We start from the raw sequence: 14,822 nt of genomic DNA, 5'->3' as shown, positions 1-14,822 counted from the left end.
GGGCCCTCGCACGCCGGGGAGCCACGGGCCACGGCCTGCCCGGCGCCGGGGAACGGCACCGAATTCCGGTGTTCGATCGCGTTCGAAGTGCTGGTAGCCTCGGCGCACTTGCGGTGGGTGGGGAGCCCGCGTGAGCGTTGGGGTGGGGGAGGGTTTCTTGCGCGTCATCAAGAGCCGGCGTGTGCGCAGCACGGCGGCCGTTTTGGCCACGGCTGCGGCAGTCGTCGCTCTGATACCGGCGGCGGCGGGCACGGCAACGGCGGACGACGCTACGGAACTGGTGATTCCGGCGGAGCTGTCCGTGGCGCCGGACGCCGGCAAGCTGCCCATCGTCGGGCTGACCGGCTTCGTCCAGGGCTCGTCCGACGGGGGATACACCTGGTACTCCTACGCGGACGGCAGCCGGACCCGGATGCCCCTGTCGTATCCCAGAGGGACCGGCACCGACGTGATCGTCAGCTTCGACACCCAGTACACCGCCCTGTTGTGGGACCCGGCCGGCCAGGCGGTGCACAAGATCAAGGTGCCGTCGGGGCAGCAGCTGATGACGACGCTCGGACAGTCCCTCGTCACCAACGAGGAGAAGAAGCCCTGGATCTGGCACCTGCTGACCCCTGACCACGGGGCCCTGACGGACCGTGTGCTCGAACTGCCCGAGGGCGCGCAGCCTCGGACGTTCTTCAGGGGCAGCGGAAACGGAAACCCGTACGGCTTCGTCCTCTCCTACTCCGTCGACGGCGCGGTGAAGCACGTATGGGTCGACCGTGCGTTCACCACACGACCGGTGGACTTCGGCACGTCCACCTCCGGTGTCACCAACGTGAGGGCGGACCGGTACCTGTTCACCTTCCCCGCCCCGGGCCGCCTCCGGATCTGGGACGTTCTCGGTGACCTCTCCGCGCCGCTTCATGAGGTCGACTGGGCCGGCGGGACACCGGTCGCCCTCTTCGGTGACCGCATCCTGGTCCGCGTCCCCGGCGAGGGCGGCGACCGTCTGGTCGTCCGGCCGCTGGCGGGCGACGCACCGCAGCAGGACGTCCTCGACCGGATCACAGGGGAAACGCTGGTCGGTTCCGACGGACGCGTGATCGCGGCGCGGTCCGGCCCCGGCAGTGAGCGCACGGTCCACCTCGTTCAAGCCGGGCCCGGCGGCGAGCCCGCGGTGAGCAAGGTCGCCGACATTCCGCTCGCGCCCACGCGGCACTGGCAGATGATGGCCGCCAACGGTGTCCTGCTCTCGAACGAGACGCTGCCGTACACCACGTCGCGTACGCGTGAGCGCGAGCTGACCGTCAGCGGTGCACCGGCCGCCGGTCCGAACCGGGAACTCGCCCCTGACGGTGTCTGCCCCTCGAAGATCGAGTGCACCTGGCAGGACCAGACGGGCGACGGCCGCACGGTGTACGGCGGAGCCAACGGCGAAACGTACGTGGTGGAAGCCGGGCAAAGCCTTCCCGGCACGCCCGTGACCGAGCTGCCGCGCTCCTACGGCCCGTCGAGACGGGCATCGGGCCGCCACATCGCGTACTACGCCTACAACAACGAGATGCAGGTCGCCGACCTGGACACGAAACAGGTCCTGCTGCGCCGTCCGGACAACGGGAATCAGGAGATGGCCCTCGTCGGCGGCACTCTGTGGCACGAGACCCTGACGCCCGGCGTGGTCGACGTCGTCGACGTGCGTTCCGCAGCGGTCACCCGGTCGCTGAAGGTCTCCGACTGTGACCTGTCGGACCTGCAGGTGTGGGGCTCGTTCCTGTACTGGGAGTGCAGTTACGAGAAGAAGTCGGGCGTCCGCGACCTGACCACCGGCACCGACATCCCCGTACCCGGGCACGATTTCCAGGCGGCGCAGCTCGGCGACGGATACCTCGCCCACTCCAAGGGCGGCGTGCTGTCCCTCACCCCGCTGCGCGGCACCGGCACGACGCGCGTCCTCGGAAGCACGTCCCGCTACGCGGGCGCCTGGGCCGTGGACCGTTTCGGAGGCCGTGTCTCCTACGCGGACGAACAGGAGCGCCTGCACGTCGTCTCCACCGGCATCCCCGCCTCCGCGCTGTCCGTCCTCGACTCCTCCCTCCCCGAGACCCTCGACCGTGATGCCGCTGCGAGCGCGTCCTGGACCGGCAAGTGGTGGCTGAACAAGCCCGCCGCGTCCTGGACGGTGACCGTCAGGAACCAGGCGGGCGCCGCGGTGCGCACGCTGCGCGGAGGAGAGGCGCGCGGCGTGGTGCAGGCGGTGTGGGACGGCAAGGACGAGACCGGTGCCGGCCTGACCGACGGCGGTTACCGCTGGGAGCTGAACGCGGCGCCCGCCGACGGGGTGGGTGGCGAGCTGCGCCGGACCGGGCAGGTGTTCCTCACACACAGTGGCCTGGGCACCTATGAGCCCGTCGCGCCCACACGGCTGCTGGACACTCGCAGCGGTGTCGGCGCACCCAAGGCCAAGGTCGGCCCCGGCGGCACCCTGACCCTGCAGGTCGCCGGTCGCGGCGGAGTGGCCCCGGCCGGGGTGTCGGCGGTCGTGCTCAACGTGACGGCGACCAACGCCTCCTCGGTCACGTACGTGTCGGCCTATCCGCCCGGGGACCAGCGGCCGGCCTCCTCGAACCTGAACGTGGCCGCCGGGCGGACCGTGCCCAACCTGGTGACCGTCCCGGTCAGGGACGGCAAGGTGACGCTGTACAACCACGCGGGAACGGTCGACCTGATCGCGGACGTGGCCGGCTACTACACCCTCAGCGGTGGGGGAGACCGGTTCAGGCCCGTGGAGCCGGCCCGGGTACTGGACACGCGCAGCGGCCTCGGAGTGCCGAAGGCCGAGGTGGGCGCCGGGCGCACGGTGAGCGTGCAGATCGCCGGGCGCGGCGGGATACCGGCCACCGGGGTGTCGGCGGTGGTCATGAACCTCACGGCGACCAACCCGACGTCGGCGAGCTTCGTGTCCGCCTACCCGTACGGAACCCAGCGCTCCAGCGCGTCGAACCTGAACCTGACGGCGGGCCGGACGGTCGCGAACGCGGTGATCGTCCCCGTGCGGGACGGCAAAGTCACGCTGTACAACCACGCGGGAACCGTGAACCTCCTGGCCGACGTGTCGGGCTACTTCACCACCACCGCCTCCCAGGGCTTGCGGTTCCGGCCGCTGCCGCCGGCGAGGGTGATGGACACCCGGCAGGGGCTCGGCGGGCGGCAACTGCGCCCGGGCCAGAGCGTGGCTCTGCAGCTCGCGGGGAACGGCGGTGTCCCGGCCGGCGGGGCGTCGGCAGTGGTACTGAACGTGACGGCCACCGCGGCCACGTCACCGACGTACGTGGCAGCGACGACCCGGCCCGGGACACCGAAGGTGTCCCACCTCAACCTGCTGCCGGGCCAAACCGTCGGGAACCTGGTGGTGGTACCGCTCGTGGACGGCAAGGTCTACCTGTACAACCACTCCGGTTCCACCGAGGCGATCGTGGACGTCTTCGGCTACTACACGGGCTGAACGACATGCGCTCGGACATCTGGGGGGACCGTGAGAAGACGAGTGAGGGCGCTCGCATCGTGCGTGGCGCTGGGTGCCGTGGGGGTGGGGTGCGCGGGTGGCGGCGGAGACCGTCCCGCGCAGGACACACGGACCGCCGGGGAGCTGCTGGCGCAGGCCAAGGGGGCGTTGCGGGCGGTGAGCTCGGTGACCGTCGACAGACGGCTCGTCAACCGTGCCTTTCAGGGCCGTCTGACCACCGACCTCAAGAACAGATGCGTCTACCGGGGGAGCATGCCCACGGGCGCCCACATCGCGCAGATCCGGCTCGGTGACACGGACTATCTCCACCCGGACGACGCCTACTTGGAGATATGGGGGCGCACGACGGACCCTGCGGTCCGCACCAAGCCCTGGCTCAAGAGCCCGGTCAGTGCCGCCAGGGGGGCCGACGGGCTGGCCGACTGCGGCCTTCCAGTCGTCCTGCTCGACAGGGCCACCCGGGGGCGGGCCACCAAGGGCGGGCCCGCCGACGTCGACGGCGTCCGGGCGATTGCGGTGCGGGTGGCCGGTGACGGGGTGACATACACGGTGTACGTCGCGGCCACGGGGACGCCGTATCCCTTGCGGATCACGTACCGGGACACCGCCGCGCACGCCGGGGGCGTCGACACCTTCAGCGGCTTCGGCACGCTGTTCGCCCCCCATCCGCCGCCCACCGCCGACGTACTGGATCTCGCCACCCTGCACTAGGGCTTCGCGCACGGGGAGTCGTACGACAGGCGGGGTAGGTATTCGTGCCATTTCTCCGGGGTCAGGACGCCTCGTGTGGTCGCGCAGATGTGGTCGATCGCCGTGTCGACGTCCAGGCTCCACAGGCGGACCGTGTCCGCGCCGCTGGCGATGCCGAGCATGCGGCCCGTGGGGGAGAACGACAGGAAGCTGCCGGTGCGGGCGCGGGCGCTCATCGAAGCGCCGATCGGCCGGGCCGAGGACGGGTCGGCCACGTCCCACAGCCGGACCGTGGTGTCGTTGCCGCCGCTGGCCAGGGTGGCGCCGTCCGGGCTGAACGTCAGGGAGACGACCGCCTCCGTGTGGCCGGTGAGCCGGCGGGCGAAGCCGGTGGCGCGGCCGGGGTCGGTGACGTCCCACAGCCGGACCGTGTCGTCGTCGCTGCCGCTGGCCAGCGTGTGGCCGTCGGGGCTGTAGGCGAGGACGTTGACCGGCCCGCGGTGCCCGGTGAGGGGGCGGCCGCGTGGCACGGTGCGGGCGGGGTCGGTGACGTTCCACAGCCGGACCGTGGCGTCCGCGCTGCCGCTGGCCAGGGTGCGGCCGTCCGGGCTGAACGCGAGCGAGTAGACGTACCCCTGGTGCCCGGTGAGCGGTGTGCCGAGCGGACGGGGGCGGGCCGGGTCGCTGACGTTCCACAGCCCGATGGTGCGGTCGTCGTAGGCGGACGCCAGGACGCGGCCGTCCGGGCTGAACGTCAGCGCGTCGCCGCCGGCGTAGCGGATGCGCAGCGCGATCGGCGGGGCGTAGGGCACGGGGTGCGCGGGGTCGGTGAGGTTCCACAGCCGTATCTCGCTGCTGGCCATGAGGACGGCGAGCACGTGCCCGTCGGGGGAGAAGACCATCCGGCGGATGTGGCCGTGCCCGGGAGGAAACGGTTCGCCCAGGCGGGCGGGGCGGCCCGGAGCCGTCACGTTCCACAGCCGGACCAGGCCGTCCTCGGCGGCCGTGGCCAGCACGCGGCCGTCGGGGCGGAAGGCGCCGACGTGCCCCGCCATGTCCGACGTCGGCACCGACCACAGCCGCACCCGGCCGTCCCCGCTGCCCGTCGCCAGGGTCCGCCCGTCACGGCTGAAGCCGACGGTGTACATCTCCCCGCTGCCGCCCGCCAGCGGCTGGCCGACCTGCGAGGGATACGCCGGGTTGGTCACGTTCCACAGGCTCGCCGTGGAGTCCGCGCTGCCGGCCGCGAGCAGGGTGCCCTGCGGGTTGAAGGCCACCGACCAGATCGGGCCGGCGTGCGCGGTCAGCGGTGCGCCGAGCCGCTGCGGCCGCCGCGGGTCGGCCACGTCCCACAGCTGGGCCGTGTCATCGGCGCTGCCGCTGGCCAGGGTCCGCCCGTCGGGACTGAACGCCACCGAGTGCACCGTCGCCCGGTGCCCGGTCAGCTCCGCCGGAAGCTGCCGCGGGCGGCGCCGGTCGGACAGGTCCCACAGCCGGATCACCGCGTCGTCCCCGCCGGCCGCCAGGGTGCGCCCGTCCCGGCTGAACGCCACGCAGCGCACGGCGTCCCCGTGCCCGGCCAGCGGTTCCCCGAGCTGCTTCGGGCGCGCCCGATCGGCCAGGTCCCACAGCCGTACCGTGTGGTCCTCGTCGGCGGAGGCCAGGGTGCGGCCGTCCGGGCTGAAGGCCAGCAGGTAGATCGTCCCCGCGTGCGCGTTGAGCGGCGCGCCGAGCGGGCGCGGCCGGGCCGGGTCGGCGACGTCCCACAGCCGGATCGTGCCGTCGTCCGAGGCGCTGGCCAGGGTGCGGCCGTCCGGGCCGAACACGGCGCTGCTCACCCAGCTGGCATGCCCGGTCAGCGGCCTCCCCAGCGGCTTCGGCCGCCGCGGGTCGGCCACGTCCCACAGCCGTACGGTGCGGTCGTAGCCCGCGCTCGCCAGCACCCGCCCGTCCGGGCTGAACGACGTCAGGTACACGGCGCCGGTGTGCCCGGCGAGCGGCGTCGCCAGCGGGGCGTTCACGATCGACAGCAGCCGGTTGCGGGTGCCCTCGTCGCCCGGCCGCAGCCGGTGCGCCACCACGTCGATCTGCGCCGACAGCGACGGATCGGTGTCCTGCACCCGGTCCGCCTCGGCGACGACCTGCTCGAAGACGGCGTCGTCGCGCTGCTGCCAGGCGACCACGGCCGCACCGGCCGCCACCACCGCGAGCGCCACCAGCGCCGACACCGCCGCCCGGCTGATCCACACCGTGCGCCGGCGCAGCCGTACCGAGGCGGCCAAGAACTCCACCGCGACGCGGGTGAGCAGGGCGTCACCGGCGTCGTGCGCCCAGCTGCGGGCCTGCTCCAGCCGTGAGCCCCGGTACAGCAGCGACGAGTCGCGGTGCGAGGTCTCCCAGGCCCGGCCGTCCTCCTCCAGCCGCTGGCGCAGCAGGTTCCCGGAGCGGTCCTCGTCGATCCAGTCGCGCAGCCGCGGCCAGGCGTGCAGCAGCGCCTCGTGGGTGATCTCCACGGTGTCCGCGTCCAGCGTCACCAGCCGGGCCCTGACCAGCGCCTCCAGCGATTCCTGTGTCTTGTCCGGATCGGCGGCCTCCGCGGTCAGCTCCCGCCGGGTGCCGCGCCGCCGGGTGGCCTGCGTGTCCTCGCCGAGGCGCACAAGCCGCAGCAGGAGCAGCCGCGCGGCGGCCCGCGCCGCCGGGTCCAGCTCCGCCCAGGCCCGCTCGGCCGTCGCTGCCACCGCGCCCTGGATACCGCCCGCCGCCCGGTAGCCGGCCAGCGTCAGCCGGCCGCCCTTGCGCCGCTGCCAGGTCGCCAGCAGGGCGTGCGACAGCAGCGGCAGCACCCCCGCGTCGTGCGCTCCGCGCGGGCCGTCCGAGCCGACCTCCCGCACGATCAGCTCGGCCAGCCCCGACTCCAGCTCCAGACCGACCGCCTTGGCCGGACCGGTCACCGCGTCCCGCAGCTCCGCGCTGGTCAGCGGCCCCAGCACCATGTGCCGGTGCTGGAGCGCGTCGGCGAGCTCGGGATGGGCGAGACAGTGCTCGTAGAAGTCGGCGCGGATGCCGAGGACGACGAGGACGGGGGGATCCTCGCCCGCGCAGAGGTCGTGCAGCAGCCGGACGAAGGCGCGCCGCTCGTCCTCGTCGACACAGAGAGTGAACGTCTCTTCGAACTGGTCGACGATGACGACGGGGCGAGGGGCGGCACGGCGGCGGCCGGGGCTGGTCTCGTGTCCGGGCCCGGTCTCGTGTCCGGGGCCGGTCTCGTGTGCGGGGTCGGTCTCTCGTCCGGGGCTGGTCTCGCCGCCGGGACCGGTCGCCTCGCGCTCGGGGCCGGTCTCGCCTCCGGTGTTCGTCTCGCGCTCGCGGCCGGTCTCGTGTCCGGGGCTGGTCTCGCCTCCAGGGCTGGGCTCGTCAGGGGTTTCGGCCCCGGCCTCACTCCGGGTCCCGTCCCCGTCCCCGTCCCCGTTCGTGTCCCCGTGCCCATTCCCGGCCTCCGCCGCCGGCCGGGCGGCCTCGGCCCAGGCGGCGACGGCGCTCCGGATGGCGTCGGGGCCGCCGGGCAGGTCCTGGGTGACGCCCGGCCGTCCGCGGTGGTCCGCGGGCGGTGCGTCGCCGTCCGCGCGCCGGTCGTGGGCGGCCGCGGGCAGTCCCTGGGCGAGGGGCGCGGACGGTGCCGGTACCGCCCCGGCCGGCCCCGGGGACGCCGTCGGCAGCCCGGGGATACGGCGGCGCAGCTCGGCGAGGGGATGGGCGCCCGGCACCATCTGCACCACGGTCCGCGCCGGGCTGCCGTCCGGCACGCCGTCCCGCAGCGCGGGCACCAGACCGGCGTTCAGCAGGGACGACTTCCCCGCGCCGGACGCGCCGACCAGCATCGCCAGTCCGCCGGTGCGTTCGGTCGAGCGCAGCAGCTCCACCAGGCTGTCCGTGCTGCGCTGCCGGCCGAAGAACCAGCGGGCGTCCTGCTGCCGGTAGGAGGCCAGACCCCGGTAGGGGCACACCCCGCCGGGCACGGACGCGTTCTCCTCGGGCTGCGGCGGGTCCTGCCCGGAGTGCGCGGCGCGCTCCGCGACCGGGTCGGCCACCGCGCTCTCCCACAGCCGCTGCCACTCGCCGAGGTCGTACAGGCCGGGGCTCACCGGGGTGGGCTGCAACCGGCGCGCCTGCGGGATGAGCACCTGGAGCACCGCGGCGAGGGCGGGGAACTGGGCGGGTACGTTCCTCGCCCGCCGCCAGTCGCTGATCCGCTGGGCGGAGACACGGACGGGCCGCCCCCGTTCGTCCACGCGCTGCAGCCGGACCACCGCTTCGGCCACGCGCTTGAGCGGCGGGTTACCGGCCTCGCCGTACAGCAGCGCGAGCCGCTCCGCGAAGGCCGTGCGTGCCCCTGAGTCGGAACTCAAGGTGTCCCACCCCTTACTTCCCCCGCGTCGTTCGTCCGGACCGGAAAACTCACCCTATACGCCTGACCTGCGCGTACGCCGCCGGACGGACGGCTCGGTCTCCTTCGGACGGGCCCGCTCTGGCAGGATCCCAGATCCGCCGCTCTCGATCCGCGCCGACCGCCGACACGGCCCGGGTCGATGCCGTCCGTACCGGTCCCCACGAGGGGAGGGACCGGTGCCGGACGGTGCGGGGCGCGGGCTCGCCGGCGCACCACGGGGACGTGGGTTACGCCTTGCCGGTCTCGGCCAGGGTGTGGGCGACGAGGGCGTTGGCGTGGCCGTGGCCCAGCCCGTGTTCCGTCTTGAGCAGGCGCACGAGCTCCATGTGCTTGGCCGGCAGCGCCGCCCGGATGACGTCCTGCCACTCGGCGACCGGGCGCCCGTACTTCTTCTCGATGGCGGGGAAGTAACTGGCAGGGCCCTTCACGGCGTCGGTCATCTCCGCGGCTCCTTCGTCGGCTGTCGCTCGCTCTGTCTCACCCCTTATGACCGCTGACCGGGCGGAAACTGACCGGCCGGCGCGAGTGGGCTGCGTCACACGCGGATTACGGCCTCCCGCAGGTGCCGCTACCCACTGGTTTGTCTTTCAAGCTTGCGCAACCCACGAACCATTACACTCGCCAGTCCTCACCTTCATCGGGGGACGTATGACGTGTGGTGGACCGCCGGCGCCGGAGCTCGCCGTCGTTTTCGAGCGGGCGCTCGACCAGGCCCTGGCGTGCGGACCGGTCCGGGAGGCCCTCGACCGCGCCGCCGGCGTGGTCGACGCGGAGCAGCTGCGCATCCGGGCGGTGCGGGCGCGTACCGCCATCGCCGCGGCGGCGGAGACGGAGTACCGGGACTACGCCCGTCTGCTGCCCACCTCGTGCGCACCCGCCGGTGACGCGGCCGCGGGACCGGCCGGCGCACGCCGGGTCCTGTCTCCGCCCGCGGTGCTCCTGCCCGGCGTCTCCGCGGTGGTGGCGGCCGCGTTCCTGCTGACCGGGTACGGCCTGCGCGCCTTCGACGGCCACCCCTACCTGGGCGACGGGTTCCTCACGGCCGGCCTGCTGATCGGCGCCCTGGCCGTGGGAGCGACGGTCGCCGACGTCGTCTGGCTGTGGGCGACGGGCCCCAGGGGAACGGCGGACACGGCGGCCGACAGGGCCAGGCAGCGGTGGGAACGGGCCCTGCTCGAGCGCGGGGTCGTGCCCTTCCTGCTCGGCCGGGTGGAGGAGGCGCTGAGCGGGGAGCAGGCACCGAAGAGCGTGTCCTGAGCCGCACCGGTCACACGGTCACACTGGTCAGAACGGTCACAGGGGCGTCGCCGCGCGGAGCAGGCACAGCAGGGTGACGGCCGAGTTGGCGGAGAACAGCGCGGACAGCACGGCCCCGGTGGCCGCGGTCCACAGGGCAAGGCCGACGGTGGTGAACACGGACGGCCACGCCCGCACGGCAGGCGCCGGCCCCAGTAGCGCGGCGACCCGCCGGGGCAGCGGCCCGGGAGCGGCGAAGGCGGCGAGCGCGGAGGCCGGGGCCGGGGCCGCGGGAGAGGTGGGGGCCGACGCCGATACCGGGGGCGGCGGTGTGGCACCGCCGGGCGGCCCGGTGAAGGCGGCGATTGTCGGGGCCGGTGCGTCGCGCGAGACCAGTGCCGCCTTGCCGATCGCCCGCGCCACGGTCCGGCGGCTGCCGACGGCCTGCGCCGCCTCCTCGTCCGCCCAGCGCTCCGCCGTATAGGCCACGGCGGTCCGCAGCGGCAGCAGGAACGGGTTCGCGCAGGCCGCCAGCCGCACCAGCAGCAGATGGCGGTGGTGCCGGGCGGCCAGATGCGCCCGTTCATGGGCGAACAGGGCCCGGCGCTCGCGCGCGGTCAGGCAGCGCAGGATGCCCGTGGACACCACGACCCGGTCGCGTGGACCACCGGGCAGGGCGTAGGCGTACGGCTCGGCATCGGACAGCACGGCGACCTCGCGCGGCGGCAGCCCGGCCAGGGCGCGGTGGGCGCGCCACCGTACCCGCCAGTGGCGCAGCAGCACCCGGCCGCAGGCGCCGACGACCACCAGCAGCACGGGGATCGCGGCCTTCCCGGCGACCTCGTGACGCGGCACGCTCTCGCGGACCTCCGGATCCGACCAGCCGTCCGGCAGGGGATTGCCCGGCAGCTGCGCGGTGCCGACCACCATCAGCAGCGCCAGGCACACGGTGCTGCACAGGGCCATGACCGCCGCGACGCCGGTCAGCAGCACCGTTGCCGTCCGCGGATGCAGGCGCCCCTCCGCCAGACGCCCTTCCGCCAGGCGCGCGACGGGCCACGCGGTCAGCGGCAGCACCAGCGGGAGGAAGACGAAGATCCCCATCCGCTAGTGCTCCTCGCCACCGGCCCGGTCCAGCAGTTCGCGCAGCAATTGCTCGTCGCCCTCCGGCAGCCCGGTGACGAAGCTGGCGAGCACCGCCCGGCGGTCCTGCTCACCGTCGAGGACCTTGCGCATCCGCAGCGCGGCGAGCCCCGCCGGGTCCGCGGCGGGCATCCACACGAACGACCGTCCCTCGCGCCGGCGCGTGACGGCGTTCTTGGCCAGCAGACGGGCCAGCACCGTGACCACGGTGGTGTAGGCGAGGCCGGCGGCCAGACGCTCCTGCACCCAGCCCGCCGTCACCGGCCCGCCGGCCTCGTGCAGCGCGGCCAGCACCCGCGTCTCCAGCGTGCCGTTGGCCCTGCGCCGACGGGGCGACCCCGGTTCCGGTTCCCGCACGCGCTGCCTCCCTTGCGCCTCGGCTCACCCGTGTTCCCCCCGGGTGGGCGTCACATCGTACAAAGGGCGTGACCGCTCACCGCCGTACGAACGAAGGCGGTGGCCCGGCCCTTCTACGATGGGTGGGCGCACGGGCGCGGGCTGGGAAACAGGGTGGGACGGGAGAGGGCTGTGACGGAGAGCGTCGGGGGCTTCGAGGACCCGCCCGCCGAGGTGCTGGCGGAGGCGGCCGCCGCGTTCGGACTGCTCGCGTCGTCGGCCCGGCTCCACCTGATGTGGGCCCTGGCGCAGGGCGAGAGCGACGTGACGCACCTCGCGCACCGGGTGGGCGGCGCGCTGCCCGCGGTCAGCCAGCACCTGGCCAAACTCAAGCTCGCCGGGCTCGTCCGCTCCCGGCGCGAGGGCCGGCGCCAGATCTACTACATCGGCGACCCGGACATCGTCACGCTGGTCCGGGTGATGGTCGGCCAGATGACCGCCCGCTCCGAGCACAGTGCCGTTCCGGCCCACCGGCTGCGCCGGATCGGCGGCTGAGAGCGACCGGTGGCTGAGAGCACCGTGGCCCCGGGACCGGGCGCGGCGGCGCGGGACGCCGGCCGCCGTGCTCCCGGCACGGTGCTGGAGGTCCTGCGTGCGCTGGACAGCGGCCCGCGGGGCCTGACGGAGACACAGGCGCAGGAGCGGCTGGCCCACTGGGGCGAGAACGTCCTGCCCGCACGGCGCGCGGCCTCCTGGCCGCGGCTGTTCGCGCGCAGCGTGCGGGAACCGTTCACCGCGGTGCTGCTCTGCCTCGGGCTGGTGTCGGCCGCCGTCCTCGCCTGGGGGACCGCCGCGGTGATCCTGCTGCTGGTCGCGGTGAGCTGCGCGCTGCGCGCGAGCGGCGAGCACCGGGCCGACCGGTCCACGGCCGCGCTGCGGCGGCTGGTCGCCACGACGGCCACCGTGCGGCGCCGCCCCGACGAGGGCGCGGCGCCCGTCAGCCGCGAGATCCCGGTCGGCGAACTGGTCCCCGGCGACGTCGTCCGGCTGGGCCCGGGCGACCTGGTGCCGGCGGACGTACGGCTGCTGCGCGCCCGCGGCCTGACGGTCCACCAGTCGGCACTGACGGGGGAGTCGGGGCCTGTGGCCAAGTCGGCCGAGGCCGCCGGGTCGACCGGGGTGGCTGGGGCGGCGGAGGTGGCCGAGGGGACGGAGGCCGGGATCGCCGGTGGCCCGGAGCAGCCGCAGTACTGCTTCCAGGGCAGCAGCGTGGTCTCCGGCAGCGCCACCGCGGTGGTCACCGCGACCGGCGCGCGGACCCGCCTCGCCGCCGCGCACACCCGGCAGCCCGAGCGTCGGCCGGCGAGCGCCTTCGACCGGTCGGTCCACGGCATCTCCTGGATCCTCATCCGCTTCATGCTGCTGACCCCGCCGCTGGTCCTCATGGCCAACGCGGCGCTGCGCGACCGCGGCCTGGAGACGCTGCCGTTCGCCGTCGCGGTGGCCGTCGGGCTGACACCGGAGATGCTGCCGGTCCTGGTCACCACCTGCCTCGCCCGCGGCGCCTCGCTGCTCGCGCGGACCCACGGCGTGATCGTCCGCAGGCTGCCCGCGCTGCACGACCTCGGCGCGGCCGACGTGCTGTGCGTGGACAAGACGGGCACCCTCACGCAGGACCGCCCGGTGGTCCACGGCGCCGTCGGCCCGGCAGGCCGTGACGACCCGGAGGTCCTGCTCTGGGCGGCCGTCAACGCCTGGTGGACCCTGCACCTGGCCGACCTCCCGGAACCGGACGCCCTGGACGACGCGCTGCTGGAGGCGGCCCTGCCGGTGGCTGCCGACGGCCCGGCGGCGCACGACACCGCACCGGGCACCATGACCAGCGCGGACGACAACGCCCCCGCCCTCACGGCGTACGACGGTGTCGCCGCGCTCCCCTTCGACCCGGTCCGGCGCCTCTCGACAGCCGTCGTGCGCACGCCCGGCCGTCTCGGCACGCACACCCTGGTCGTCAAGGGAGACGTCGTGTCCGTCCTGGAGCGGTGCGCGCTCACCGACGCCGAGCGCGCCCGCGCCCTCGACCTCGCCGCCCGTCACGCCGGTGACGGGCTGCGCGTCCTGGCGGTCGCGACCGCCGAGCGGTCCGCCCGTACCCGCCCCTACACCCCGGCCGACGAACGCGGCCTCGGCTTCCGCGGCCTGGTCACCCTGCGCGACGCGCTCACCCCGAGCGCCGCCGACGCGCTGCGTGACCTGGCCGGCAGCGGCGTCACGGTCAAGATCCTCACCGGCGACCACCCGGCCACCGCCGCCCGCGCCTGCCGCGACCTCGGCGTCCTGGTCACCGAGGACGCCGTCGTCACAGCCGACCGCGTGGACTCCCTCAGCGACGCGAACCTCGCCGGCCTGGCCGGCCGTACGACCGTCTTCGCGCGCTGCACACCCGAGCACAAGGCGCGGATCGCCGGAGCCCTGCGCACCGCCGGGCACACCGTCGGATTCCTCGGCGACGGCGTCAACGACCTGCCCGCGCTGCGCGCCGCCGACGTCGGTATCGCACCGCGCGACGCGGCCGACGTGGCCCGCGAGGCCGCCGACGTCGTCCTCGCCGAGAAGGACCTCACCGCGATCGCGCACGCCATCGCGGCGGGCCGGCGGGCGGGCGGCAACATCGCCACGTATCTGCGGGTCACGCTGTCCTCCAATCTCGGCAACGTGATCGCGATGCTCTCGGCGGGACTGCTGCTGCCCTTCCTGCCGATGCTCCCGGCCCAGGTCCTCGTGCAGAACCTGTTCTTCGACGCCGCCCAGCTCGCCTTCGCCCACGACCGCCCGCACCCGGCCGTGCTGCGCCGGCCGACGGTGCTGCGGCCGCGCGACATGCTGCGCTTCCTCACCGCGTTCGGCGCCCTCAACGCGGTCGCCGACCTCGCCACCTTCGCGGTCCTCGCGCTCACCCTGGACGGGCCGGGCACCGGGGACGACCAGGCCGTGTTCCACTCGGGCTGGTTCACGGAGAACCTCCTCACCCAGGCCCTGGTCATGCTGCTGCTGCGGGGCGGCCGCCGGGCGGCCGGGGCGTACGGCAGCCGGGGCCGGATCCGGCGGCGGCCGGGGCCGGTCGCCTGGGCCGCGTTCGCCCTGGTCGTCGTGGGCCTGGGGCTCCCGCCGTCCCCGCTCGGCCCGGCCCTCGGCCTGCCCGTCCTTCCGGTCGTGTACTACGCCCTGCTCGTCGCCGGCCTGGCCGGGTACGCGGTGTGCCTGCTGGCGGTGAGGGCACGTTACGAAACGGCGCCGCGGCCTGCGGGAGGACGTGGTGTGACGGACGTCGCGGAACCGTGCGCCGCGCAGGTGCCTCCCCAGTAAAGGGTTGGTGGTACCGGGCAGGTGCCGTCCTGCCACGGCTCCATGTTTGTTAGATTGCGCAATCACGCAAGCAACACGCCCGACCGTTTCAGGGAG

9 protein-coding genes are annotated in these 14,822 nt (G+C 74.4%); 5 read left to right on the top strand and 4 right to left on the bottom strand.

All coding sequences use genetic code 11. From position 1 onward, the window contains the following. Nucleotides 1-157: 157 nt before the first annotated feature. Together ACZ64A_RS30305 and ACZ64A_RS30300 are read left to right on the top strand one after the other, a co-directional pair. Nucleotides 158-3,487 (top strand): FlgD immunoglobulin-like domain containing protein, encoded by a 3,330-nt coding sequence (locus ACZ64A_RS30305; protein ID WP_469814907.1) that lies wholly within the window; start codon nt 158-160, stop codon nt 3,485-3,487. Nucleotides 3,488-3,529: 42 nt separating this feature from the next. Continuing rightward, on the top strand, nt 3,530-4,219 hold the full coding sequence (locus ACZ64A_RS30300; protein ID WP_469814906.1) for a hypothetical protein: 690 nt from the start codon (nt 3,530-3,532) through the stop codon (nt 4,217-4,219). Here the strand turns inward: ACZ64A_RS30300 and ACZ64A_RS30295 are convergent. Continuing rightward, nucleotides 4,216-8,604 carry an nSTAND1 domain-containing NTPase gene (locus tag ACZ64A_RS30295; protein WP_469814905.1) on the bottom strand — a complete coding sequence of 1,463 codons (4,389 nt, stop codon included), beginning with the start codon at nt 8,602-8,604 and terminating at the stop codon, nt 4,216-4,218. The genes ACZ64A_RS30300 and ACZ64A_RS30295 overlap by 4 nt on opposite strands. Before the next feature lie 268 nt (nt 8,605-8,872). Next, entirely contained in the window at nt 8,873-9,085 is a 213-nt protein-coding gene (locus ACZ64A_RS30290) for a DUF4287 domain-containing protein (RefSeq protein WP_469814904.1), read from the bottom strand. Between the two features lie 208 nt (nt 9,086-9,293). Here ACZ64A_RS30290 and ACZ64A_RS30285 point away from each other — a divergent pair, with 208 nt between their 5' ends. Next, entirely contained in the window at nt 9,294-9,902 is a 609-nt protein-coding gene (locus ACZ64A_RS30285; RefSeq protein ID WP_469814903.1) for a hypothetical protein, read from the top strand. Nucleotides 9,903-9,938: 36 nt separating this feature from the next. Here the strand turns inward: ACZ64A_RS30285 and ACZ64A_RS30280 are convergent, their stop codons facing one another. Together ACZ64A_RS30280 and ACZ64A_RS30275 are read right to left on the bottom strand one after the other, a co-directional pair. After that, entirely contained in the window at nt 9,939-10,985 is a 1,047-nt protein-coding gene (locus ACZ64A_RS30280; protein WP_469814901.1) for a M56 family metallopeptidase, read from the bottom strand. A 3-nt stretch (nt 10,986-10,988) separates the two neighbouring features. Further along, on the bottom strand, nt 10,989-11,381 hold the full coding sequence (locus ACZ64A_RS30275) for a BlaI/MecI/CopY family transcriptional regulator (protein ID WP_469814899.1): 393 nt from the start codon (nt 11,379-11,381) through the stop codon (nt 10,989-10,991). Nucleotides 11,382-11,552: 171 nt separating this feature from the next. Between ACZ64A_RS30275 and ACZ64A_RS30270 the strand changes: the two genes are divergently transcribed. Continuing rightward, nucleotides 11,553-11,915, top strand: a complete 363-nt coding sequence (locus ACZ64A_RS30270; protein WP_469814897.1) for an ArsR/SmtB family transcription factor — start codon at nt 11,553-11,555, stop codon at nt 11,913-11,915. Between the two features lie 9 nt (nt 11,916-11,924). Then, a complete protein-coding gene (gene mgtA, locus ACZ64A_RS30265) occupies nt 11,925-14,726 on the top strand; it encodes a magnesium-translocating P-type ATPase (protein ID WP_469814896.1) in 2,802 nt (933 codons plus the stop codon). Nucleotides 14,727-14,822 lie beyond the last annotated feature (96 nt).

The sequence above is a fragment of the Streptomyces sp. NPDC104814 genome, assembly GCF_055583185.1.
This window is presented reverse-complemented; position numbering and strand designations above follow the sequence as displayed.